The following is a 21,591-nucleotide window of genomic DNA, read 5'->3' as shown; positions in this document are numbered from 1 at the left end:
AATGTGTTTCGAACTGATTTAAGTGTAATTCAATGGTTCATTTAGATTGTCTAGAGCTATACCTGGCTTGAAATACTTATAGATTGCCAGCTAAACGATTAATTTGTCCTTTTTTGTGCAAAAAGGCATGTGTCGACCTAATACATGGTGAAAATTTCATATGTGGTTAAAACTACATGCTATAAGATGTAACTATGTTAGGAATATTAAAATACAGGAAATTCAAATCCCACTTGAAGATTAGTAAAACAATGGTTGATACTGTCATTATCCATCTATTGTGGAAAAACCAGGATACGACTATTTTCTGGTATTCATCAACACTTACATTTTCTGGCGTGCAATTTTCGGCAGTTCTATAGGCAATTCGAGTCATTTCTTTATGTTGATTACTTACAATTCTTTGGATGATTATCGAAACTATGACAGCAACAATTGACCAAATCAGAATCTTGCCATTACGCTCAGCAAATGATATGGCATAGTCTGAACAAGTTGCTCCCCATAAAACAAAAAAATATATAGATACTAAATGCCTTACAAAGACCATGAAGTCAGTGAAGCTGGACTTGCTTTTTGTACGTGAGACCGCTAGAGTGTCTGGAATAGAAAATATTACCATAACAAGACCAAAGGCAATGAAGAAGACGAATATGAAAACCAAAAACCCCATAGGTATTGAATGTTATTGAGTGTTGAAATCATAACAATTTAGTAAATATTGCCTATTGCGAGATTTTTCTTCCTAAAAATAGGGTAGGGGCTACCCCTATAAACACCCCCTGCCAAGAATAATGGGAAAACGGATAAACTTAGACCGGGTAGGCTCAAACAAATGAATTCTATGAAACAATTCAATCCAGACTAAAAGAAACCCTGATTACTCGGCACACTTCTATTTTAGGTTTCATATAAATACCCTGTAAAGGTAAAACAGCCTCTATTGGCTTGGTAAGCCCTTTTTATTGGGATTGTGTGCGGATTGTGTGCAGGTCAATCGAGAATGTTGTCCATTATTAAATACGCTGTTCATAGCACTGCCTATCAATCCAAGTCTAACAGGAAAATAAGCCTACTCAACTGTCAAGAAATCACAAGTTTTATTTGCGGAAAACCTGAAAAGGACACAGAAAAACAAGTCTGACTTGTGAAAAGGATTTTCAATACCTGTTTTTGTGATGATCGGTAATTGAATTCTAAAGCAAAGCAGGAATATGTGATTTTTTGATGCTAAAATAAACAAGAAATACTTGTTTATGGCTTGTATAAGCAGTAATTGAGGTTTTTAATTCATGGTGTTTTGCCGATAATGTAATGTCGGATAGTTTGTTTGGGCGGTAAATATTGACCTACCACATTAGCATCATGGAAATACAAAATAACCACTTCACGGAGCAGACCTATAAAACTATCAGTGGAGCGTCAACCTCACGAAACGAGGAGGCTATTAAGGCGTTTTTAGGCCAACAAGACTTATCTGATACTATTGAGACTTTCCAAGAGTTCAGAGGCTTAATTACAACTCATCCCGCCTTACCACATGATGCCAGGGTAAGGCTTGACTGGTGCTACTGTCTAATCAATGACTTATTAAAATCAATCAAAGAAAACACTCAATTCTAAGAAAATGGAAAATCAAAAAACATTACCACAGGAAGTCGCTGGTGAACTATTGAGTCCGTACTCCGACCTAATTGAAAATGTAAAAGAGAACATTTTCATGAATAACACCATGACTCCAGAAGAGAGGCAAGAGTTAAATCTATGGGGTGTTCTAGGCAATGCGTCCTGGCTTTGCGCTGGTGGTGCTTGGCCGAATGTCGGATACTTAACTTCGGACTTCATTGAAGGCTTGCGCCTCATAGTGTCCAAATGTGGCGCGTTGCTGGACGATCATGAATTAGAGCAATTCAAGCGCTTTGTTGTTCTAACTGAAAAGGCACTATCATGATCTATGCTGACAAACTCAGAGAGAAATTAGCGGAAGAAAAGGAGGGGGTTGAACTCCTCCTTGAGTCCATCTCTTTTAAAACAGTCGTTAGAAGAATTGTTTCTCAGGTACTTGAATCAAGTTTGTCTAGTCGATATGATCCAGATGAATTCATTACCCGAAAAGAATTGGCTAAGAGGTGGAGCATCCATGTAAACACTGTTTCCAATTTCCATAATCGAGAAAAATATAAACCGACAATCTATTACTACCGATTTGGCAAAAGTACCTCTTATAAGTGGTCTGACTGCCTTGAATTTGCACGAGCTAACTTTCTCACGAAAGACTAACCCTCAACAAAACACTAGCTGCAAAGTTGGCTCTTTACAAAATAAATATTATAAATGCAAGTTATTTCTTTCGTTTCTACTCCATTTGAAGTATGTTTGTAGTGTTGGTGTTGTGAAGTTCTCCTGAACTAGCCCTTGACACCTAATCCTAGAAAACTTCTTACACGCTTGGATCAACCCTTAATTCATATCAAGGATATAATGAATATGTTGCACGTGAAGGATTTCCGAACGGCCATGCGAATTCTCAGAGATGAGCTTGGGATCACTAGGTTCTTTGGAAAGGGGGAGAATACATTTATCTTCAAACAGCAGTTGGATGACTCTTATTTAAGACATTGTGAGTCTGAAGTGGAAAGGATGGAGCCATTAACAAAGGAGGCTCTTGAAACCCTTAATTCAATATAATGCTGAAAATTCCATTAAAATATAGAAATCTCAGAGGCAAGAACGGACATGGGAAATATGTCTTCTGTGGTAAAACAGGTTGCAAGAAAACGATTTCTCCAGATTCAAAATGCGGATGTTCGCATGGTTCTGCCAAATCGTGCCCGTTCAAGGATAGCCATGTTTATCAAAGTAGGGTTTGGAATCCGCTAGTTAAAAAGTGGAAGACCAAAACATGGCCAGGGGTGACTGATTTTAGGCAATATGACGACCTTGACAGAGAATTTAGAAGAGATTTGGAGGAAAATGAATTCATTTTTATTGACCCACCACCCATCAAAAAGGAGGTTGCATTATTAAATCTTCATATTAGCTATAAAAGGTTTTTGTCAGGAGATACAGCTTATGTTAATGAAAGCAATCCTAGGTCAAAAAACTATGTTAAGGATGTAGACTATCGCATAACAACCTTTTTTTCAATTCTTAAGAAAAACGGGATTAGCCTTGAACGACTTAGGTGTGATAGTGTTTCTGGTGACATGGTTGATATCTACTACGAAGAGATAGCAAGTCGCGGATATTCGCCAGAAACCTTTAATAAATACATTCTTGATTTAAAGCACTTCTTCAAATTCATTATAAATGAAGTCGGCCATGATATTCAGAATCCATTTGCAAAAGCAAAGTTGGAAACAGTTGTACCTAAAAAGATTGTTTTCTCTCATGATAACTTGGATGAAATACTTTCAGTTATTTCTCCTGAAAATGGAGTTGGTCAAAAGGGGAAGAAGAGAGTAGAGAAGATTAACTACTATAAAAGGTTGCCAGATTTTGAGAATACAATAATGCTTCATGCTTTAACGGGGGCGCGACCTGGTGAAGTCACGGAATTTAAATGGAGTCATATTAACGAGAACTATCTTGATATTCCTAACCGTAAAGTCAATAGGTTAAGAAGGACTCAATCTAATGGCGTCAATGAGGCCTCGATAAGGAAAGTCTTTATTACGGACGAGCTGGCGGGTGTGCTTAGTAAGTTCGCGTTAACAATGAAAGAAGATGAGTATATAATATATCCCCATCGTCAAGCAAGAGAATCGTTAAGGCAGGAAATAAGTGCTGCTTTCAGGCATTATTTGAATAAAACTCAAATTAATAAGCCTGGTGCTTCTATTGACAATCTCCGTCATACGTTCATTTCAAACATGGCTAAGCTCCTTAGTGTAAAGGGGTATGGAGATATTGGTTTGAAGCTGTTGCATGCAGATGAAAGAACCGCTTTGCAGAACTATTATAATCCTGAAGAAATGATGGTAAGCATTGGAAAAGAGAGGTTCTATTCTTTAAAAAATTACAGCTAAGATATGTCTTTACGGCACACTATTATAAAACACCTCTGAGTCATTAAATAGAAAAAGGAGTTACTTTTTATTGTAACTCCTTGATTATTAGTTGCGGAACGGACGGGACTCGAACCCGCGACCTCCTGCGTGACAGGCAGGCATTCTAACCAGCTGAACTACCGCTCCTGAATTGTCCCTTTCGTTTAAGGTGTTGCAAAAGTAGTAGCTTAGATTTGATTTGCAAACAGCGCATTCAAAAAACTTTTCATTTTTTTATCGGTTTAAGGCCTTTGGTTTGATTCTGAGCGAATTAGTAATTGCTCGTTTTTTTAAAAAAACAGAACCATTAAGAGGAAGTGGCCTTTCCGAGCTTTAAAATTGTAGAAAAAATTACCGGTGGTAATAAAGTCTGTAACTATGGTGGTTTACAAAGGCATGTCTTTGTCTTCGTACCAATAGTTAGGCGACTTTCGGGCGCCCTGTTTGTCGACCAGAATACAGTAGGCCATGTGTGCCAATAAGACCTGACAAACTAAAAAAGTGCTAAACAAAATTGGTAGATAACCCGAAACCTGGGTGAGTCCAACATAAATAACCATGGCTAGTGTGGTCATAACTATGATGAAGTATAGTGGTCTCATATTCTTAAAACCGGTAAGGACTGCTCTTGTTTAGGGTTTCAGGCGAAGTTGAATAGTGCAGGCTTTTGTGACTATGGTTATCTCGCTTAGCTCACCTTTTTGATAGAGATAGGTGGTTTGTTCTCCGTCTTCATCGAGAACATAGGCATGATTGCCAATTGAAGAAATCTTAAGAAGTTTACCGGAGAATAGCGATAGAATTTCTCGAATTCGTTCGGGCTCTTCAAAATATAAAAGGTCGGTACCCAGCAACTCGTAATGCTTTAGTTTGAAGGATTCTTTTAGAGTATTCACTAAATAATATTCGTCTTTTTTTACAACCTGTACAGCGCTTTCATTACCGGAGAGATAGTCGGTTGAAGAAGCAGAAGATTCAACTAATATTTGATTGACGTAAGTGGTTTCAATCAGCCGATCAATGTGTAAGTCGGCTGGAACCTGAGTGTTAAAGGTCGCTTCTATTCGCACCTTTACGTTCTCATCGTTCACTTCCCGATGGGCCACTAATTCGCCTATTTTGTGCGTGTCCACAAAAGCCTCCCAGATTAATTGTTGGGCTAAAAGGTTAGAGGGAGCGAAGTAGTAAGTCAGCAGAAGACTTAAAATAGCTAAATGAAACTTATTCCGCATGCAAGGGTTTTTGAGAATATGGAGCTGAAAATTAAACAGAACGATGAGGAAACCAAAGGTAGTTTCTTTATTGAAGAAGATGGCAAGCGCCTGGCTGAGATGACTTATTCAAAAGCCGGAGCAGATAAAATTATTATAGATCATACCGAGGTGAATGATGTCTTGCGAGGAAAAGGGGTTGGCGTTAGGCTGGTAGAGGCAGCGGTTGATTATGCGCGAGGGGCGGGCATAAAAATTCTACCCTTGTGTCCTTTTGCCAGGGCTACATTTAAACGCAAAAATGAATGGAGAGATGTTTTATCGTAAAAGGCAATTCAAAGCTCAGAAAAGTGTTTTGGAAAGGGAGGCTTTTGGGTATTGATACACTTGAGCTTTGAATGCCGTAGGTGGAAAATTACCAGGTAGATGTCTTTAAATCTCTGGTGGCTTGTAGTATATCCCTTCGGCTTACCTGTCCCACCAATTTACCATTGTGGTCCACTACCGGAAAACGCCTGAAGTGTGTGTGTAAAAACTTGGAAGCCACATCGAGTACATCGGCAGTTATCGGCACAGTCGACACGTTATTGCTCATGTATTGCATTACCGTTATTTTACCATGGGGTAGATTGTGGTAGGCTTCATCGACCATGATTTTCATACAGTCGATTTCAGAAAGTATACCTATAATTTTACCATCATCATCTACCACCGGAGCACCGGAAATGCGGTGTTCCAAAAAGATATCCATAGCATCTGCTATGCTCTGCAGTGGATGAAAGGTTATAACCTCTCTTGTCATATAGTCGGTCACCGGCTTGTACTCGTTTACCGTCTTAGCCGGCTCCGGTGCTTTAGATCCTTGGAAATTCATATAGTCCCTTAGTTTTGCTTGTGAAAAGTCTGTTAAAACAATAGGTAGAATGTATGGATATTTTATCTATAATCAAAATTATTAATGGTGTATTTGTTTTGTTATAGAATTAAATTGCTGTGATTCTATTGTAATGCAGAATTTAATTCATTATATGTTTTGATTGAACTGTTTGATTTTCTCATTCAGCAGCTTGAAGTCTAATTGACCATGAACGTCTTTTAAATGCTCCATAATGGCTAAGGCTTTGTTTATTTGTCTGTCGATGCTTTTTACCTTGCTTACTATGTAGATCAGGTTTCTTTGTTTTCCGGCTGTGAGTGAATGAAAATACCTGCTACCCAACTCGTCTTGATCGAGCATCAGACGTAGTGTTTCGGGCATAGGCATTCCGTATTCCGACTCATCTTTTTTCAACTGTAGTTCCACACGATCGCCCTCTTTGAGCTTCAATTGTTGCCTTACTTTCTTGTTAATCATAATGTAGCAGCCTTCACCCAAAGGCATTAGAGCTGCATGAATAGTCACGCTTTTGTTGATGGTGCATACCACGCGCCTGTGTTCTGTACTACTGAGAATGGTCGTGGTGGCTTTGTCGATAGGGAAGTGGTAATATCCGGTAGACCAATCAAATGATTGTAGGTGTGTTTCGATACGTACCATGCTTTTTGTGGAGGTTAAAGGTTTAAGTTATCAAGAAAACGAGTTTTCATGCTTCATGTGGGAAATAAAAAAATGAAACGGTTAAATCCGTTAAGGCCGGTTACTTCGTATCTCCCAGTATAAAGCATCTTTTGAGTATTGAAGGAGTGGATTTGAAAGAATTAACACGGTAGTGTTGCTGATAGTTGGTTGAGTCGGGGTGGTCTGCGCAAGCGGGCTGCCCTAATTTTTTATATATAAAAAAGTAAACTCTGTTTTACCGAAATAAAATCAATGTTACCTTTGTGTTAACTGATTACATGATTGCACTGTCTTTCATGTTTTCGATTAGGTGAGAGGAGGTGTCATGGCCTCCTTTCTTTTTTTAGAGTTGAAGTAATAAAACGTAAGGCTCAAAATAAGACATAGTAAACCCAGTGACAGGTGAGGGTATGCTTGGGTAATGCCTCCGGCTACCAGTGAAGGGCTAATGTCGTTTGCTGCCTGAATGGCCTCAAACGTTTGGTTTATCTGACTGACAACTCCCCATAAAGCAAGGCATACTGCAATTAACCCTACAGGAATGAGTGATTTTCTGAAAAGATAAACTCTTATCTTTTCCATTCTATAGTGCTGATAAAATCCCATAACGAGTATGTAGGCCAGCAATATGTAGAGGACTGAAGCAAACGGAGATAACCATGGAGAAGGAAGTGCCATAGATAAAAATGTTATTGTGTTTGGTGTGAATATTTAATAAATCTACGTCAAAAATACCTCTATGTCAATCAGGCAATTACTACTCACAATCTTATTTACAAGCTCCATTTCACTCTCAGCTCAATACTTTCCTCCACGTGGTACCTGGCAGAGTAAGGCTCCCCATGAGCTTGGTCTGAATTCTGCTAAACTCAGCGAAGCTGTTAAGTTTGCCGAAGCCAATGAGTATTCCGGCTCAAAAGATTTAAGAGTGGCTATTTTAGAAGGTTTTAGAAATGAGCCTTTTCATGAAATTCTGGGGCCTACTAAGAAAAGAGGTGGTCCGGCAGGCCTGATTATCAAAAATGGTTACATAGTGGCGCAATGGGGCGATGTAAATCGGGTAGATATGACTTTCAGTGTTACCAAAAGTTATCTCTCTACAGTGGCGGGTTTGGCTTTGGATGAAGGACTCATTGGCAGCGTGCAGCATGAGGTAAAAGACTATGTTTGGGATGGAACATTTGAAGGTGAGCATAATGGCAAAATTACCTGGCACCAACTGCTCAATCAGTCATCGGCTTGGTCGGGTGAATTGTTTGGTATAAAAGATTGGGGTGACAGGCCTCCGAGAAGAGGTGGCATAGATGATTGGAGGTTTACTAAGCCTGTAGAACCGGGTACGGTCATGGAGTATAACGATGTACGTGTAAATGTACTGGCTTATTCACTTTTGCAAGTGTGGCGAAAGCCTGTTCCGCAAGTACTAAAGGAGAAGGTAATGGATCCCATAGGTGCCTCAACTACCTGGCGCTGGTTTGGCTATAAAGACGCTTGGGTGACCATAGATGGTCTGCAAATGAAGTCGGTAACCGGAGGAGGGCATTCCGGAGGAGGGCTGTTTATAAATACGCTCGATCATGCTCGTTTTGGCTTGCTCTTTCTCAATAACGGAAGGTGGAATGGTCAGCAGATTCTTTCTGAAGAATGGGTGAATGCCGTACAGCAACCTTCAGAACCAATGGAAAGCTATGGCTACATGTGGTGGTTGAACCGTGGTCCGAGAAAATGGCAAGGTGTTGAAGACGAAAATATATACTATGCGGCAGGCTTTGGTGGTAACTTTATTGTGGTAGACAAGACTAACAATATGGTTATTGTTACCCGTTGGCTGGAGCCGGGTAAAATTGGAGAGATGGTTAAGAAGGTTCAGGAAGCTCTCAACTAATTTTTTTGAGCCGGACTAAAAGGTCATCCAGTCCGTTGAGTTTAATTTCATAGACCGTTTGCAACTGCATGCCCAGTTTGCCTTGAGGAAAACCCTTTCTACCGAACCACTCCAGATAGCTTATGGGCAGGTCGCAAAGCAAAGTACCCTTGTATTTGCCAAAGGGCATTCTAATTCGTACAATTTCTTGAAGCATGTTGGGGTTAAAGCCGGCAGGTTCCAAAGGCAGTTGTTTAATTACCTCTAAAAGTACGAGCTATTTTTATAAGGTGGCTGAATAGGCTGTGTTTAGTCGTGTAGCAGTCTAATTTTTTGTATTTCTCAATCAATTCGGTCAATTCTTTAGTTGTGTCTGAATGGTGACAAACCAAGCACGGGGTATTGCTCGTATGCCTTACTAGAATAAACTACTAAACTATGGACCGTAAAGAATTCTTAAAAAATGCTTCTGCTGCTACGGCTTTGGCTTTCTTTGGCTTGTCGTTGGAGAGTTGCTCCAGCGATCAGGAAGACACCACTCCGGGCACCGGCAATCCACCTGCCAGCTCAGCTGTTACCTTTAACATAACGGAAAATCCGTTTAATGCTCTTCAGTCGGAGGGAGGTTGGCTTTTACACCCTTCAGAAAATATTCTGTTGGTCAATGTAGGTGGCCAACTTAGCGCCTTTGGCTCGAGATGTACACACACGGGTTGCACTCGTGATTGGACCTTCCCGAACAACGTTTTTCAATGCAACTGTCATGGCTCTCAGTTCGATACGAACGGCCAGGTAGTAAACGGACCGGCTTCTTCTCCGCTCACAAAGTTGTCGGTGAGCGTAAATGGAGATATTGTAACGGTGGGCTAGGTAAAGAAAAAGAAAAAGGAGGCTGATTAATTCAGCTCTCCTCTTTTTGCCATTCGCTTCATTTTATCATTGGCGTAAATGGCTACTTCTACTCTTCGGTTGGCTCGTCTTCCGGCAACCGTATTGTTATCGGCTATTGGTTGAGACTCTCCATAACCGGCTATACTTAGTCTTTTGTAGTCTAGTCCAAGGCTAATCAGGTAGTCTTGCACAGAAGACGCCCTTTGTTCAGATAGTCGTTGATTGTAGGCCGCTTCTCCGGTGCTGTCGGTGTGTCCTTCAATCAATACGTTTGTGTCTTCGTATTTTTTAAGCACTGTGGCCAGGTCTTGCAGGTTTTGCTTGGTGTCAACCGTTAGGGTCGATTGGTTGGTGGCAAACATAAGGCCTGAATCGAAAGTGATTTTAATACCTTCGCCCACGCGCTCTACTTTAGCGCCTTCCAGGTCGTTTCTAAGCTCTTCGGCTTGCTTGTCCATGCGTTTTCCAATTAGTGCTCCGGCAGTACCGCCAATAGCAGCTCCTATAATGACTCCCGTAGCTGTATTGTCTTTACCGGCAATTACTCCACCCAATACGCCACCGGCAGTACCGCCAATGGCACTACCTTTTAGGGTGTTGCTGGCTTTGCAGCCATAAAGCATGAGGGCAGAGAGTAAAGTGATTCCGAATAGTTTTAGTTTGTGTTTCATGATTTTGGATTTTTTTGTGTCATGAAGTCAACTGATATGCCATTTGGGTAACTTGTTGATAATTAGTTAGGTAAGGTTGCCTGGGGTGTGTTGTGTCTTTTGTTTTTGAGAATCTTTTTTCAAAATGAAAGTGAAATAGAGTTATAGCCTATGGTGGCTTGGCCGGAAGAAATTAGGGCTGAAATGGTATGAGGTAATTTGGCCTAAAATTGATAACTTCCTATCCAAATTTTTTGTCATGCCGAAAATGAATATTAGTCGATCCATTACGATCGATGCTCCCGCAGAAAAAGTGTTTTCCAAACTAAACGACTTGAACCATTGGACTACCTGGTCGCCATGGCTCATTTTAGAACCGGAAACCAAGGTAACGGTAAGAGAAGATGCTAAACATTATGAGTGGGAGGGAGAAAGAACAGGTTCAGGGCAAATGACCATTACCTCAGAAAAAGAAAATGAGGAATTGCAGTTGGATCTCCTTTTTCTTAAACCATGGAAATCGAAGGCTAAGGTGGGGTTTAAATTGAAAGGTAATGGAGAGGCTACACATGTTACCTGGACCATGGAAAGTTCCATGCCCCTCTTTATGTTTTTCATGGCTAAGATGATGGAGGCTTTTGTAGGCATGGATTATGAGCGTGGTTTAAAGCTGTTGAAAGATTATGTGGAAGATGGAAAGGTGCATTCTGCGTTGGAGATAGAGAAGAATGGTAGCTATCCGGGGTGTACGTATGTGGGAATTACCACGGACTGTAAGATTGTAGATTTGGCCGATGCCATGACCAAAGACTTCGATAGGTTATGGGAATATATGGGTGATAAGAAGGATTTAATAGCGGGCAACCCTATCTCTATTTATCATAAGTGGAAGTTTGTAAAGGGTACTGCTCAGTATACTGTGGCTGTGCCGGTGAACAGGCTTCCGGAAAGTTTACCTGGAGGATTTGTGAGTGGTGGTATACCGGCTACTACGGTGTATAGTGCTATTCATACGGGGCCTTATGAACACTTGGGCAATGCGTGGTCGCTGATGGCTAATTTGCAGCGAAGTAAGGCTTTTAAAAATAGAAAGGGAATCCATCCTTTTGAAGAGTATCTGAATGACCCATCTGAAACTGATCCTAAATCGCTCAAGACTGCGGTGCGTTTTGCGGTAAAGTAGCATTCTAACCTTATTTTGAAACATAGTCATACTTTTTAAAACCTATATTTATAGGTTTTAAAGTTGTATTATGAGTTTAATATTGATTATAATGGGTTTTTAAACAAAATTTTGTAAATTTGTTTACACCTATTTATTTGGGTTTTAAAACTATTTTGCTCACTTAATACCTATTTATATGGGTTATAAAAACTGGAAGAGGATGACAGACCAGGCTATTGTAGAGGAGCTTGGTCAACGGATAAAGCAGCGCAGAATTCACAAGCGCTACACCCAGAAAGAATTGGCCGAAAGGGCAGGGGTCAATGTAAATACTATTCAAAATTTGGAGTATGGCAAGTCGGTAACGCTTGCAGTACTCATACAGGTGCTTAGGGCCTTAAAAGATTTAGATCACTTAGATGCGTTTCTGCCCGAGGTAGAGGAGAGTCCGCTTATGGTTATGGAGAATGAAGCGAAGCCTCTTCAGCGTGTACGAAAACCAAGAAAGTAATGGCGGTTGTGCAAGTTTTTGTTTGGGATGAGCTGGTTGGCGCTGTTATATGGAATGAAGCCCGCCAAGTGGCTACATTTCAGTTTGCCCCGGAATTTATCGAAAAAGGTATTGATTTAGCCCCTCTTACCATGCCTTTAGACGATCTGAAACGCGGTGAAACCATCTATTCATTTCCATCTCTCAACCGCGATACCTATAGCGGATTGCCGGGCTTGTTGTCTGATTCGTTGCCCGATGCTTTCGGGAACCAAATTATTCGATCTTGGCTGGCTACTCAGGGTAGAATACCGGCTAGTATTACTCCATTGGAAAAATTAAGCTACGTGGGCATTAGGGGCATGGGGGCTTTGGAGTTTAAACCGGCTTCTACTCCTTTTGGCAAACAAACGAAAGATATTGAGGTAGAAGAATTGTTAGGGCTTACGAATAAGGTGTTGGAAGAGCGACAGGCCATAAACCTTAGTTTAACAGAAGATGAGCAGGAGGCTATGACCGACTTGATAAGGGTGGGGACTTCGGCCGGAGGGCAGCGCCCAAAAGCCATTGTGGGCTATAATGCCAAAACAGGGGCCTTAAAGTCGGGGCAATTTAGGCTGCCCAAAGGGTTTAACTATTATCTCCTGAAATTCGATGGTGTAAAGGCCGGAAATTTAGGCGATCCGGCCGGATACGGTAGAATAGAGATGGCCTATTACCTGATGGCCAAGGCAGCAGGCATAGAAATGATGCCCTGCCGCCTGTTGGAAGAGAATGGTCGTGCCCACTTTATGACTCAACGGTTCGATCGAAGCCCTGAGGGCGAAAAGATTCATATGCAAACCCTATGCGCCTTATCGCACTATGACTTTATGATGCCCGGAGCTTATGGATATGAAGATGTAATGGCCGATATGCGCGATTTGCAACTGCCTTATGCCGATATGGAGCAGATGTTTTTGCGTATGGTATTTAATCTGGTGGCCAGAAATCAAGACGATCATACAAAGAACATTGCATTTCTTTTGCCCAAAGGAGGAGAGTGGCGATTGGCTCCGGCCTATGATGTAACCTGGGCATATAATCCGCAAGGTGCCTGGACCAGCCAGCACCAAATGTCGTTAGGGGGTAAACGCGATCATTTTAACCGGGAGGACTTGCTTGTTTTTGGTCGCCAACAGTCCATTAAAAAAGCCGACCTGCTCATCAATCAGGTTTTGGATGCTGTGCATCGCTGGCCTGAATGGGCCAATGAAACTGGTGTGCCTAAAGCTCAGGCTGGGGCTATTGCCAAAACCCATCGTTTGTATTTGGGAGGTTAAACACTTTTGTGCTGGCTGGGGTTTGTTAGAAAAACTTTATGCAACTCAGCAAGGATCAGTTGCTGTCGCTCGACAGAATTTGCCGTTTAAACCTCGTCAATTCCTTAACAGGCATTAAGCCCGCCAATCTTATTGGTACCGTGAACACCCGTGGGGTCACTAATCTGGCCATTTTTAGTTCGGTGATACACCTTGGGAGCAACCCGCCACTGTTAGGCATGGTTACCCGACCTTTGGGTGAGGTGAGAAGGCATACTTATGAAAATATTAAAGAAACCGGAGTCTTTACCATTAACAGCGTACCGAACTCCATGACCAAAGCAGCACATTATACAGCCGCCAAATTCGAAGACAACGAGTCTGAATTTGAGCATTGCGGGTTTACACCTGAATACCTTAGTGAATTTAAAGCTCCATTTGTGCGAGAGAGTCCTTTAAAAATGGGCTTGCAATTGGTAGATGAGCTACCAATAAAGCACAATGATACGCGCCTACTCATTGGCGAAATAGAGTATTTGTGTTGCGAACAAGAGGTAGGTGATGGACACTTGAATCTTGAAGAGTTGCAATTAGCAGGTGTCTCTGGACTCAATTCTTACTATACCCTGGAAAAGATAGCGGAGTATCCTTATCCCAGAAAAGAGGAGTGGAGTAAAGATTGAATATTGATTGAGTTTATATAGAATATTGATTTTGTAAATACTTTGTAAAGATTTTCAATTTGATCGAACGCTTGATATTGAACAGTTTCGTAGGGTTGAAACATGAATTTTGGCCTGAAAGCAGCGCAATAAATAGCTTAAACCTGGATAAATGGCGAATAACGAATTGACTACTAAACTACAGCAGGGACTACGTTCCGGTGATTTGCCGATAGTGCAAAAACTACTTGAGGAACATCCGCATTTGACTAATCAAGCTGACGAACGTGGGTTTACTCCTCTCATCATGGCGGCCTACTTTAATCATTTGGAGCTGGTGAAGCTGCTCGTAGAAACCGGAGCGGATATCGATGCGGTAGATGGCTCAGGAAATACTCCTTTGATGGGAGCCGTGTTTAAAGGGTATGTAGAAATTGCCGATTATCTAATTAAAAATGGAGCTTCTCTTCACATAAGCAATTATAATGGCGCAACGGTGATGACCTATGCGGCTACTTACGGAAAGCCTGAAATGATTGAACTGCTGAAAGCTGTTAAGGCTGATGTAAATCAGAAAGACAACAGGGGACTGAGTCCGCTCGATCATGCTAAAATTCAGAATAATGAGGCTTTTCTCCGCGCTTTCGGAAATGCATAAGGCTATGTATGAACGGGCAAATGGCCTGACCGTGGTTATATTGTTACCCAATGCCGGTTGGGGTGAACAACAAATAATGCCTTAGTTAGATCAACAGCCAATCCACTATTATGGCTGTTAGTCGAGTAATAGGTTAATTTCCACACCCGACTGCCTTACCAATAGCATAATATCTCCAGGATCTACCTCTCCTTCCACTCGCAATATATTGTCACGGTCTTCCAGGTCGAAGTTTACATCGAGGTGGGGGAAATGATGGAGAATTGACGTTTTGATTAGTGCTGCCTGAGCTTGAGAGGAAACATTTGTTTTAAAAACCTCTATGGTGATGAACATAAGCCTTAAAAAAATAAAGTACGACCCTGTAACTACTCATGAAAAATGCAATGATGCACTTTTTGGTTCCCTTGGTATAAAATTTAGGCAAGAGGAAGAAACACCCACCTCAGCCCATTGGTTTCCGGGCAGGTGTTTCATAGGGGCAATCTTTAGGCCTTTTCGGCACAATTGAACATCCACTGTACCCCAAACTTATCGATGCAACTACCAAAATAATCGCCCCAGAACATATCTTGGAGTTCCATGGTAACCTTTCCATTGGCAGAAAGCTCTTTGAATAATCGCTGGGTTTCTTTTCTGGTATCCGGTTGTAAGTTGATGTATACATTATTGCCTTGTTGAAGATCAAAGCCCATACTTTTGGGGGCATCCGTCCCCATCAGACTATGACAATCCATAATTCGCAGTTCAACATGCATTACGAGTTGCTTGTCGGCCTCAGTGAGTTGGGGCATCTCCGGGTCGGAAGGAATGTCGCCCATTCGCATAATGCCTTCTCCGGAAAATTCTCCTCCAAAAACAGATTTATAAAAATTGAAAGCCGCTTCTGTTTCGCGCTCAAAGTTTAGGTAGGTGCTTACACTTGCCATGTGGTTTTATGATTTAATGGTTAGAAATAAATGGCGAAATTCGGTTGCATGCTAAGTTTGTAGAACACAAGGCCTATGGAACGGTGTTTAAGCTGCGAACACAAATGCGTGAGACCAAAGCGAGCCATTTTAAAAAGTACTTGGTGATTTAAGTATTAAAAAATCAAAAATGAACACGAGATGCTATGGCTTAAGATGCCTTAGCTCCTTCAGCACACTTTTTATAGTTGTTGAGAATAGCCTGCCAGCCGTCTTTCTGCATTTCTAGGGAGTTTTGGGTTTCCGCATCGAAAGTCGTGGTTACTTTAACTCCCTCCGGCTTAGTTTCGAAGGTGGTACAAACCTCGCGGCCATCGTCTAACCGATAAACGAGCTTCTTTTCTTTCTCCACCGTTTCGTAAGTCGCTTCAAAATCGAAGCCGAAACTACCGTCTTTGGCCTCCATTCTCGAACGGAGTTTTCCTCCTACTTTGAGGTCGTTTTGAGCCGTTGGGCAATGCCAGGTATCATCGGCAAAGTTCCATTGAGTAATGTAATGCGGGTTGGTATAGCAATCCCAGGCTGTGGAAAGGTCGGCTTTTACCGTAGCTGCAATAGTTATTTTCTGAAAATTCATGTGGTTGGTGTTTTATAATTCAATTTAAATGTTTTTCTGTGCGAATGGGTGTTGAGTTACTTTACCATTACCAGGTATTTGTTACGGTTTTCAAAAATTACCCAACATTCAATGGCCAGTAATGCAATTACTAAGGGTAGCCCGCTGGGTGCTGCGGTAAGGTTAATGAGCGTGATACCGGTAAGAATAGGAATCAACACAATGGCCCCCAGAGCTCTGTAGCGCGGTATCATAAAAAGCACTCCACCAATTATTTCGATAATGGCCACCAAAGGCAATAGCCAGCTAACCTGCATTAGAGCCGTCATCAACTCAATCATGCTTTGAGGCAGATCGTCCGGTATCGGCATGTAGTTGAAAAACTTGTTGAGGCCGGCATTTACAAACATGAGCCCAAGGAGCAATGAAAGTGCAAAGAGTATTTTCTGTTTCATATATAAGTTTTTAAAGGGTTAATGTTCTTAAAGGGTGGTGAAGCATCCATTGATTGCCAAATTGGTCGGTAAGTCCACCAATCATGGCTCCCCAATGTGTTTTTTGAATCGGACGCGTTACCTGTCCTCCCATTTTGAGCTTATCAAAAATGGCCTCCATTTCTCCTTCTTTTTGGCACTCCAGTAAAATACTCATGTGGTTGCCAGTGGTTAAAGGTTCATCCAAAAGGTCAGAAGCCATCAATATCAGTTGTTCACTTCTTAGGGTAGCATGTACAACCAATTGGGAGAGTTTGGGTGGAAAAGCGTGTCGTTGAGGCATGTCTTCAAGGGTTTGCATGTTTAGCTCTCCACCAAAGCAGTCTTTATAGAAGTGCATGGCTGCTCTGCAATTTCCGTTGAATGACAAATGGGCAAAGGCTCTTTTCATTTTTGTTTTGCTTCCCTACAAAGGTGGCAGAGTAGAAGCTTAGAAACAGGGTGTGAAAACGACTCTCTACGGGGTTGATCGCGTCAAATACTTCATCTATCTTCAATACATGAAAAACATATGCATACTTGTGCCCGAAATGGCAGTTACTGAGGCTGTTTCTAACCCTCGCTACATGTTCTCTGCCGCCAATCAGTTTTTACAAGCTTCCGGAAGGTCGCCCGTTTTTAATATTGAGCTGGTTGGTTCTCGGGCTCAGGTGCCGGTACACGATGGCTATTGCAGTATTCAAACCACTCGGCTTTTAAACCACTCCAAATCGGCAGATCTGGTGATCATACCCGCGCTGTTTGGAGATATGCAAACGGCTGTCAGTAAGAACGAGGCTTTGATTCCATGGATTATTGAACAACACAGTCGTGGAGCAGAAGTAGCCTCACTCTGTGTAGGTGCTTTTTTGCTGGCCGCCACCGGCCTGCTTAATGGTAAAAAATGCAGCACCCATTGGGCCTATTATCAAGAGTTTAAGGAAACTTATCCGGAGGTAGAAGTACAAGACGGAAGCATTATAACGGAAGAAGATCGTATCTATTCCAGTGGTGGAGCCAATTCGTATTGGAACTTACTGCTCTATTTGCTGGAAAAATATACCGACAGAGACACCGCCATCCTTGCCTCTAAATACTTTGCCATAGATATGGATAGAGAGAGCCAGGCACCATTTACGATTTTCAGAGGGCAGAAGGACCACAACGATCAACAGGTGTTGCAGGCCCAGGAGTTTATAGAGCAAAATTTTGCCGACAAGCTAACAGTTGATGAATTGGCCGATCATGTGGCTGTAAGTCGCAGAAGTTTTGAAAGGCGTTTTAAACAAGCCACCGGCAATACCATTCTAGAATACATTCAAAGGGTGAAAATAGAAGCGGCCAAACGCTCATTTGAGGCCACGCGAAAGAATATTACCGAGGTGATGTTCGATGTGGGATACACCGATACCAAGGCCTTCCGAAGTGTTTTTAAGAAAATAACAGGTCTTACTCCGGCTGAGTACAGAGATAAGTATAGGAAGTAAGAAATTGATCAGGATAACTGTGGCACTTTAAATAAATTTGTCAACCATGTCGACAAAGAATCAAATCAATTGCCCCAATTGTGGCACCGCTATAGACGTACAAGACATTCTTTCGCATCAGTTAGAAGAGGAGATAAAACAGAAATATCAGGCCGAACTGACTGCTGCACAACAACGGTTCAAAGCCGAACAGGAGAGTCTGGCCAAAGCCAGAGCCGACTTTGAAGAAAAGAAGAGGAGAGAGAATGAGCTTTTTCAAGAGCGACTGGAAAAGCAAATGGCCCAGGAGCGCAAATTGTTGGAAGATAAACTGAAGTCGAAATTGCTCTCAGAACAAGCCGAGCAGTTTGAAGCCCTTCAAAAGGAACTCAACGAGAAATCGGAACAAGTAAAAGAGCTGAATCGCTCGCGGGTTGAAATTGAACGATTAAAAAGGGAGAAAGAAGAGGCAAAGGAGCTAGCTCAGTTGGAGGCACAGAGAATGCTCAACGAAATGCTCGTACAAGAGCGCGAAAAAATCAGCAAGTCGGAAGCCGAGAAAAATGAGCTTAAAATGAAAGAGCTCGAAAAAAAGCTGGAAGATCAGAAGAAGCTCACTGAAGAAATGCAGCGTAAGCAAGCTCAGGGCTCTATGCAATTGCAGGGTGAGGTACAAGAACTGGCCATTGAAGAGTGGCTTTCTACACAGTTTCCTTTAGATACGATCGAAGAAATTAAGAAAGGAGCCCGAGGAGCCGATTGCATTCAGGTAGTCAACACGCGCACTTTACAAAACTGCGGTAAGATCTACTACGAGAGCAAGCGAACCAAGGACTTTCAACCGGGATGGATTGAGAAATTTAAAGCCGATATGCGCGACAAAGAGGCCGATGTGGGAGTGCTGGTTACCGAGGCTATGCCCGCTGATATGGAGCGCATGGGGCTTAAAGATGGGGTCTGGGTTTGCTCATTTGCTGAGTTTAAGGGGCTTTGCGCGGTGCTAAGAGAGTCGGTTATACAGTTGAGTAAGGTGGCTATTTCTCAAGAAGGCAAAGGCGATAAAATGCATATGCTTTACGATTTCCTTACCAGTAACACCTTCCGTATGCAAGTAGAAGCCATTGTAGAAGGCTTCTCTCAAATGAAAGCCGACCTGGAAAGGGAGAAAAACTCCATGCAGCGAATTTGGAAGCAACGCGAAAAGCAAATCGATAAAGTAGTTTCCAATACTATTGATATGTACGGCTCCATAAAAGGAATTGCCGGCAATGCAGTTCAAAGCGTGAAGGCTCTGGAACTCGATGCCGGTTTGCCTGAAGAAGGAGAGGAGTAATAAGATGAGTAGAAGGTGTGGGGTTGAGTTATAAGTTCAGAATGACGCACTACGAGTTGTGCCAGACATATAAACCATGAGTCAGGAATTACCATTTAGGTGATGATCTGTGGAGAGTAGTTGCGACTACTCGTCATTTAGTTCAACATACTTTATGCGTTTGGCATAGCGTGTGGCACGAATGTATACTTCGTTTACTTTGGCCATAGCTTTGATCAATTCGCCACCAAAGAATAGGATCACCGATGAGTAGTACACCCAAAGCATAAGTATAATAATACCTGAAGAAGCTCCGCCAAGCTGGCTAAAATTGCTACTGCCAATGTACCAGCCAATGCCAAATTTACCAATGATGAGTAGCAGGGCGGTGATAAGACTCCCTCTGAATATGAACTTTTTGGGAATAACCACATCGGGCAGAAAGCGAATGAGCGCGTAAATAACCCCATACACCAGTAAAAGAATGAGGCTGTATTGGGCCGCCAGGGCCATGGCTACAGAAAGCGTGTCGAAACTTTCGGAAAGAAAATCGACAAAAGCCACCACCAAAGAATCAAGAATCAGAGAAATGATCATGATAAAGCCCAGGCTTAGCACCATGCCCAGCGAAATAAGACGGTCGATCACCAACTTTTTAAATCCTTTACCCTCAATTGCCTTCACCATAAATATCTCGTTGAAAGAGGTTTGAATTTGAATGAAGATGTTGGTGGCCGAATAGAGTAGAAGTCCAATGCCGGCTACTAACGAAAAGGTGTTTTGGTCTTCCTTATGCAAGGTATCCATAAGGGCGCGTACGCCATTAGCTCCTTGTGTACCAATCAGGCTCTCGAACTGAGAGGTCACCTGATCCCTCACCAGAGCATCATCGGCAAAAATACCTGCCACGTAAATGGCCAGTAAAATGAGCGGAGCGATTGAAAATAGTGTGTAGAAAGAGAGGGCAGCACTAAAGCGAAAACAGTGATCTTTCATAAATGCAGGAATGGCAGTTTTTAACACCTTCCACGCATACTTTATGGCTTTCATGTTTTGTTTATTGATGTTTTATAGGGTTACTACAAATATCAAGCAAGGTTTGGGCAGTTTTGTTTGGGCAGCCTGCGCTTGTTTTCCGGTAACGTCTCCACCCCTGTGTTTTTCCATTTGACAGAACCATTTTCAAATTGACAAAGAATGGATTGCAAGATGTGCTTATTATAGCAATGGGAGCGGTTTTGACTCAGCTGGCATGAGTTTTTCCTTATGTGAAGCAACCAAAATTAATCGCTATGAACACGCTTACCAAGAACCTGAAACTTGTATTGGGTATGGCCATAGCCATAGTGGCCTGTACCGAAGCGAGACAAAAAACGGAGGAGGTAGAAGATGCAGTGGCCAAAAGAGTGGCCAGCGAAGCCCAAAAGACCTACCGAACCATTACCACACCAATCAAAAGCATTAACGGGAGTGGTTTGAGGGGAGAAGCTACTTTCAAAGAATTAGAAAATGGAGCCATAGATCTGACGGTAAGACTGAACGGAGTGAGTCCCGGTGAGCATGCCGTGCACTTACACGAAAACGGAGATTGTTCTGCTGTTGATGGCTCTTCGGCCGGTGGGCACTGGAACCCAATGGACGTAAGCCATGGCCACAGGCTGGAAGATGAGCAGTTTCATCAGGGCGATATAGGCAATATTACCGTTGGAGCCGATAGCAGCGGCTTGTTTAACATGGAGGTCGAAGGCTGGACCATCGGAGGAGATTCTACCAGCAATATCCTTCAAAAGGCCATAATTATTCATGCCGGACCCGATGACTTTATCTCACAGCCTTCCGGTGCGGCAGGCTCGAGAATAGGTTGTGGTGTCATAAAGCTTTAGAAATCAACGAGATTTATCGACCCGATAAATCCTAGCTATACATTTATTGACCTTTCGACCATTCTGATAGACGATCGGAATGGTCTTTTTTATACTGAAAGTTCATGCTCACTTGTATGTGCTCAAAATAAGCAGCCATAAGATTATAAACCCAAAATACCCAGGTTATACCAATAGTAGGCCCATTCTACTTACTTAGGGGCTTAATGATTCTTGCCCAACATCTAAGGCAGTGTAGGTTGCTAAATATGTTCTATTTTGATTAATTTTTTCATATTAAGTAGTCTTTAAGTCGCAAGAAGTATATTTCTGAACCTTGCCTCCATTTGTGTCTTCACCAATGGCTGTTAAAAGACGCTGTGAGGGCACAGCTTGTGGCTAGTATACTGGATCTAACGAATGTGATCTAAATGAATAACCCTATAATATTATAA

At 42.1% G+C, this 21,591-nt stretch carries 26 protein-coding genes and 1 tRNA gene; 13 read left to right on the top strand and 14 right to left on the bottom strand.

What is annotated here, in order from left to right; translation table 11 throughout:
• Nucleotides 1-1,627 precede the first annotated feature (1,627 nt).
• Together B3763_RS04330 and B3763_RS04325 are read left to right on the top strand one after the other, a co-directional pair.
• A complete protein-coding gene (locus B3763_RS04330; protein WP_286744085.1) occupies nt 1,628-1,951 on the top strand; it encodes a hypothetical protein in 324 nt (107 codons plus the stop codon).
• Between the two features lie 736 nt (nt 1,952-2,687).
• Nucleotides 2,688-4,028: a tyrosine-type recombinase/integrase gene (locus B3763_RS04325; protein ID WP_286744083.1), complete on the top strand. Its 1,341-nt coding sequence runs from the start codon at nt 2,688-2,690 to the stop codon at nt 4,026-4,028.
• A 94-nt stretch (nt 4,029-4,122) separates the two neighbouring features.
• On the opposite strand, the gene B3763_RS04320 is transcribed toward B3763_RS04325, so the two are convergent.
• The 3 genes from B3763_RS04320 to B3763_RS04310 form a co-directional block, all read right to left on the bottom strand.
• Nucleotides 4,123-4,196: transfer RNA gene (locus B3763_RS04320), tRNA-Asp, on the bottom strand.
• 239 nt (nt 4,197-4,435) lie between these two features.
• Nucleotides 4,436-4,651 (bottom strand): hypothetical protein, encoded by a 216-nt coding sequence (locus B3763_RS04315; RefSeq protein ID WP_286744081.1) that lies wholly within the window; start codon nt 4,649-4,651, stop codon nt 4,436-4,438.
• A gap of 30 nt (nt 4,652-4,681) precedes the next feature.
• A complete protein-coding gene (locus B3763_RS04310) occupies nt 4,682-5,281 on the bottom strand; it encodes a DUF6134 family protein (RefSeq protein ID WP_286744080.1) in 600 nt (199 codons plus the stop codon).
• Here B3763_RS04310 and B3763_RS04305 point away from each other — a divergent pair.
• The gene (locus B3763_RS04305) at nt 5,264-5,587 is read left to right on the top strand and encodes a GNAT family N-acetyltransferase (protein ID WP_286744078.1); all 324 of its coding nucleotides are present in this window, start codon (nt 5,264-5,266) and stop codon (nt 5,585-5,587) included. The two genes, B3763_RS04310 and B3763_RS04305, sit on opposite strands and share 18 nt — an antisense overlap.
• Before the next feature lie 88 nt (nt 5,588-5,675).
• Here the strand turns inward: B3763_RS04305 and B3763_RS04300 are convergent, their stop codons facing one another.
• From B3763_RS04300 to B3763_RS04290, 3 genes are all read right to left on the bottom strand, one after another.
• Nucleotides 5,676-6,134 carry a CBS domain-containing protein gene (locus B3763_RS04300; RefSeq protein ID WP_286744077.1) on the bottom strand — a complete coding sequence of 153 codons (459 nt, stop codon included), beginning with the start codon at nt 6,132-6,134 and terminating at the stop codon, nt 5,676-5,678.
• A gap of 150 nt (nt 6,135-6,284) precedes the next feature.
• Nucleotides 6,285-6,797: a DUF1905 domain-containing protein gene (locus B3763_RS04295; protein ID WP_286744076.1), complete on the bottom strand. Its 513-nt coding sequence runs from the start codon at nt 6,795-6,797 to the stop codon at nt 6,285-6,287.
• 327 nt (nt 6,798-7,124) lie between these two features.
• Entirely contained in the window at nt 7,125-7,496 is a 372-nt protein-coding gene (locus tag B3763_RS04290; RefSeq protein WP_286744074.1) for a hypothetical protein, read from the bottom strand.
• Between the two features lie 61 nt (nt 7,497-7,557).
• Here B3763_RS04290 and B3763_RS04285 point away from each other — a divergent pair, with 61 nt between their 5' ends.
• Nucleotides 7,558-8,703 carry a serine hydrolase domain-containing protein gene (locus B3763_RS04285; protein WP_286744072.1) on the top strand — a complete coding sequence of 382 codons (1,146 nt, stop codon included), beginning with the start codon at nt 7,558-7,560 and terminating at the stop codon, nt 8,701-8,703.
• Here B3763_RS04285 and B3763_RS04280 read toward each other — a convergent pair.
• Entirely contained in the window at nt 8,696-8,899 is a 204-nt protein-coding gene (locus tag B3763_RS04280) for a DUF3820 family protein (protein ID WP_189631007.1), read from the bottom strand. The two genes, B3763_RS04285 and B3763_RS04280, sit on opposite strands and share 8 nt — an antisense overlap.
• 221 nt (nt 8,900-9,120) lie before the next feature.
• Between B3763_RS04280 and B3763_RS04275 the strand changes: the two genes are divergently transcribed.
• Nucleotides 9,121-9,552 (top strand): ubiquinol-cytochrome c reductase iron-sulfur subunit, encoded by a 432-nt coding sequence (locus B3763_RS04275; protein WP_189631008.1) that lies wholly within the window; start codon nt 9,121-9,123, stop codon nt 9,550-9,552.
• 26 nt (nt 9,553-9,578) lie between these two features.
• On the opposite strand, the gene B3763_RS04270 is transcribed toward B3763_RS04275, so the two are convergent.
• On the bottom strand, nt 9,579-10,244 hold the full coding sequence (locus tag B3763_RS04270) for an OmpA family protein (RefSeq protein WP_189631009.1): 666 nt from the start codon (nt 10,242-10,244) through the stop codon (nt 9,579-9,581).
• Nucleotides 10,245-10,482: 238 nt separating this feature from the next.
• Between B3763_RS04270 and B3763_RS04265 the strand changes: the two genes are divergently transcribed.
• The 5 genes from B3763_RS04265 to B3763_RS04245 all read left to right on the top strand — a co-directional run bounded on the left by B3763_RS04265 (nt 10,483) and on the right by B3763_RS04245 (nt 14,499).
• Complete coding sequence (locus tag B3763_RS04265; RefSeq protein ID WP_286744065.1) at nt 10,483-11,406, top strand: SRPBCC family protein; 924 nt, start codon at nt 10,483-10,485, stop codon at nt 11,404-11,406.
• Nucleotides 11,407-11,584: 178 nt separating this feature from the next.
• Entirely contained in the window at nt 11,585-11,899 is a 315-nt protein-coding gene (locus B3763_RS04260; protein ID WP_189631011.1) for a helix-turn-helix domain-containing protein, read from the top strand.
• Nucleotides 11,899-13,200, top strand: coding sequence for a type II toxin-antitoxin system HipA family toxin (locus tag B3763_RS04255; protein ID WP_286744061.1), 1,302 nt, complete (start codon nt 11,899-11,901; stop codon nt 13,198-13,200). The genes B3763_RS04260 and B3763_RS04255 overlap by 1 nt, the downstream gene beginning before the upstream one ends.
• Before the next feature lie 38 nt (nt 13,201-13,238).
• Nucleotides 13,239-13,862 carry a flavin reductase family protein gene (locus B3763_RS04250; protein WP_286744060.1) on the top strand — a complete coding sequence of 208 codons (624 nt, stop codon included), beginning with the start codon at nt 13,239-13,241 and terminating at the stop codon, nt 13,860-13,862.
• Nucleotides 13,863-14,013: 151 nt separating this feature from the next.
• Nucleotides 14,014-14,499 carry an ankyrin repeat domain-containing protein gene (locus B3763_RS04245; RefSeq protein ID WP_286744057.1) on the top strand — a complete coding sequence of 162 codons (486 nt, stop codon included), beginning with the start codon at nt 14,014-14,016 and terminating at the stop codon, nt 14,497-14,499.
• Nucleotides 14,500-14,616: 117 nt separating this feature from the next.
• Here the strand turns inward: B3763_RS04245 and B3763_RS04240 are convergent, their stop codons facing one another.
• The 5 genes from B3763_RS04240 to B3763_RS04220 form a co-directional block, all read right to left on the bottom strand.
• Complete coding sequence (locus B3763_RS04240) at nt 14,617-14,835, bottom strand: hypothetical protein (protein ID WP_189631015.1); 219 nt, start codon at nt 14,833-14,835, stop codon at nt 14,617-14,619.
• Between the two features lie 152 nt (nt 14,836-14,987).
• Nucleotides 14,988-15,428: a VOC family protein gene (locus B3763_RS04235; protein ID WP_189631016.1), complete on the bottom strand. Its 441-nt coding sequence runs from the start codon at nt 15,426-15,428 to the stop codon at nt 14,988-14,990.
• 190 nt (nt 15,429-15,618) lie between these two features.
• The gene (locus B3763_RS04230; protein ID WP_286744052.1) at nt 15,619-16,044 is read right to left on the bottom strand and encodes an SRPBCC family protein; all 426 of its coding nucleotides are present in this window, start codon (nt 16,042-16,044) and stop codon (nt 15,619-15,621) included.
• Nucleotides 16,045-16,100: 56 nt separating this feature from the next.
• A complete protein-coding gene (locus B3763_RS04225; protein ID WP_189631018.1) occupies nt 16,101-16,478 on the bottom strand; it encodes a DoxX family membrane protein in 378 nt (125 codons plus the stop codon).
• Between the two features lie 10 nt (nt 16,479-16,488).
• Nucleotides 16,489-16,908 carry a VOC family protein gene (locus B3763_RS04220; RefSeq protein WP_286744048.1) on the bottom strand — a complete coding sequence of 140 codons (420 nt, stop codon included), beginning with the start codon at nt 16,906-16,908 and terminating at the stop codon, nt 16,489-16,491.
• Between the two features lie 109 nt (nt 16,909-17,017).
• Between B3763_RS04220 and B3763_RS04215 the strand changes: the two genes are divergently transcribed.
• Nucleotides 17,018-17,983 (top strand): GlxA family transcriptional regulator, encoded by a 966-nt coding sequence (locus tag B3763_RS04215; RefSeq protein ID WP_286744045.1) that lies wholly within the window; start codon nt 17,018-17,020, stop codon nt 17,981-17,983.
• Nucleotides 17,984-18,029: 46 nt separating this feature from the next.
• The gene (locus B3763_RS04210; protein ID WP_189631021.1) at nt 18,030-19,295 is read left to right on the top strand and encodes a DUF2130 domain-containing protein; all 1,266 of its coding nucleotides are present in this window, start codon (nt 18,030-18,032) and stop codon (nt 19,293-19,295) included.
• 126 nt (nt 19,296-19,421) lie between these two features.
• Here the strand turns inward: B3763_RS04210 and B3763_RS04205 are convergent, their stop codons facing one another.
• Entirely contained in the window at nt 19,422-20,324 is a 903-nt protein-coding gene (locus B3763_RS04205; RefSeq protein ID WP_189631022.1) for a YihY/virulence factor BrkB family protein, read from the bottom strand.
• Between the two features lie 242 nt (nt 20,325-20,566).
• On the opposite strand from B3763_RS04205, the gene B3763_RS04200 reads away from it, so the two are divergent.
• Nucleotides 20,567-21,157, top strand: coding sequence for a superoxide dismutase family protein (locus tag B3763_RS04200; RefSeq protein WP_286744039.1), 591 nt, complete (start codon nt 20,567-20,569; stop codon nt 21,155-21,157).
• Nucleotides 21,158-21,591: the final 434 nt, after the last annotated feature.

The organism is Roseivirga sp. UBA1976 (assembly GCF_002336325.1).
Taxonomy (GTDB): Bacteria; Bacteroidota; Bacteroidia; order Cytophagales; family Cyclobacteriaceae; genus Roseivirga; species Roseivirga thermotolerans.
This window is presented reverse-complemented; position numbering and strand designations above follow the sequence as displayed.

Bases quoted from the DNA above. Each gene is read 5' to 3' on its own strand.
- B3763_RS04330 (WP_286744085.1), top strand. From the start codon at position 1,628: ATGGAAAATCAAAAAACATTACCACAGGAAGTCGCTGGTGAACTATTG.
- B3763_RS04325 (WP_286744083.1), top strand. From the start codon at position 2,688: ATGCTGAAAATTCCATTAAAATATAGAAATCTCAGAGGCAAGAACGGA.
- B3763_RS04315 (WP_286744081.1), bottom strand. From the start codon at position 4,651: ATGAGACCACTATACTTCATCATAGTTATGACCACACTAGCCATGGTT.
- B3763_RS04305 (WP_286744078.1), top strand. From the start codon at position 5,264: ATGAAACTTATTCCGCATGCAAGGGTTTTTGAGAATATGGAGCTGAAA.
- B3763_RS04310 (WP_286744080.1), bottom strand. From the start codon at position 5,281: ATGCGGAATAAGTTTCATTTAGCTATTTTAAGTCTTCTGCTGACTTAC.
- B3763_RS04300 (WP_286744077.1), bottom strand. From the start codon at position 6,134: ATGAATTTCCAAGGATCTAAAGCACCGGAGCCGGCTAAGACGGTAAAC.
- B3763_RS04295 (WP_286744076.1), bottom strand. From the start codon at position 6,797: ATGGTACGTATCGAAACACACCTACAATCATTTGATTGGTCTACCGGA.
- B3763_RS04290 (WP_286744074.1), bottom strand. From the start codon at position 7,496: ATGGCACTTCCTTCTCCATGGTTATCTCCGTTTGCTTCAGTCCTCTAC.
- B3763_RS04285 (WP_286744072.1), top strand. From the start codon at position 7,558: ATGTCAATCAGGCAATTACTACTCACAATCTTATTTACAAGCTCCATT.
- B3763_RS04280 (WP_189631007.1), bottom strand. From the start codon at position 8,899: ATGCTTCAAGAAATTGTACGAATTAGAATGCCCTTTGGCAAATACAAG.
- B3763_RS04275 (WP_189631008.1), top strand. From the start codon at position 9,121: ATGGACCGTAAAGAATTCTTAAAAAATGCTTCTGCTGCTACGGCTTTG.
- B3763_RS04270 (WP_189631009.1), bottom strand. From the start codon at position 10,244: ATGAAACACAAACTAAAACTATTCGGAATCACTTTACTCTCTGCCCTC.
- B3763_RS04265 (WP_286744065.1), top strand. From the start codon at position 10,483: ATGCCGAAAATGAATATTAGTCGATCCATTACGATCGATGCTCCCGCA.
- B3763_RS04260 (WP_189631011.1), top strand. From the start codon at position 11,585: ATGGGTTATAAAAACTGGAAGAGGATGACAGACCAGGCTATTGTAGAG.
- B3763_RS04255 (WP_286744061.1), top strand. From the start codon at position 11,899: ATGGCGGTTGTGCAAGTTTTTGTTTGGGATGAGCTGGTTGGCGCTGTT.
- B3763_RS04250 (WP_286744060.1), top strand. From the start codon at position 13,239: ATGCAACTCAGCAAGGATCAGTTGCTGTCGCTCGACAGAATTTGCCGT.
- B3763_RS04245 (WP_286744057.1), top strand. From the start codon at position 14,014: ATGGCGAATAACGAATTGACTACTAAACTACAGCAGGGACTACGTTCC.
- B3763_RS04240 (WP_189631015.1), bottom strand. From the start codon at position 14,835: ATGTTCATCACCATAGAGGTTTTTAAAACAAATGTTTCCTCTCAAGCT.
- B3763_RS04235 (WP_189631016.1), bottom strand. From the start codon at position 15,428: ATGGCAAGTGTAAGCACCTACCTAAACTTTGAGCGCGAAACAGAAGCG.
- B3763_RS04230 (WP_286744052.1), bottom strand. From the start codon at position 16,044: ATGAATTTTCAGAAAATAACTATTGCAGCTACGGTAAAAGCCGACCTT.
- B3763_RS04225 (WP_189631018.1), bottom strand. From the start codon at position 16,478: ATGAAACAGAAAATACTCTTTGCACTTTCATTGCTCCTTGGGCTCATG.
- B3763_RS04220 (WP_286744048.1), bottom strand. From the start codon at position 16,908: ATGAAAAGAGCCTTTGCCCATTTGTCATTCAACGGAAATTGCAGAGCA.
- B3763_RS04215 (WP_286744045.1), top strand. From the start codon at position 17,018: ATGAAAAACATATGCATACTTGTGCCCGAAATGGCAGTTACTGAGGCT.
- B3763_RS04210 (WP_189631021.1), top strand. From the start codon at position 18,030: ATGTCGACAAAGAATCAAATCAATTGCCCCAATTGTGGCACCGCTATA.
- B3763_RS04205 (WP_189631022.1), bottom strand. From the start codon at position 20,324: ATGAAAGCCATAAAGTATGCGTGGAAGGTGTTAAAAACTGCCATTCCT.
- B3763_RS04200 (WP_286744039.1), top strand. From the start codon at position 20,567: ATGAACACGCTTACCAAGAACCTGAAACTTGTATTGGGTATGGCCATA.